Annotated in this window: 1 tRNA gene; it reads right to left on the reverse strand. The window is 55.6% G+C overall.

The annotated features are described in order from the left end of the window. Window positions 1–147: 147 nt before the first annotated feature. A tRNA-Ala gene (locus tag GHO41_RS29695) sits at window positions 148–223 on the reverse strand.

Consider the following 223-nt stretch of genomic DNA (forward strand, 5'->3'; position numbering starts at 1 on the left):
CCCCTAGGGGACTCGAACCCCTGTTACCGCCGTGAAAGGGCGGTGTCCTAGGCCACTAGACGAAGGGGACACAAACCCTTCTAACAGTGATCAGTACTGAGTACTGACCGATTCAATGCCAGTGTGGCCCGGCATTGAACTGTAAATTGGTGGAGCTAAACGGGATCGAACCGTTGACCTCTTGCATGCCATGCAAGCGCTCTCCCAGCTGAGCTATAGCCCC

Source organism: Pseudomonas sp. FSL R10-0399 (assembly GCF_009600165.1).
Lineage (GTDB): Bacteria > Pseudomonadota > Gammaproteobacteria > Pseudomonadales > Pseudomonadaceae > Aquipseudomonas > Aquipseudomonas helleri.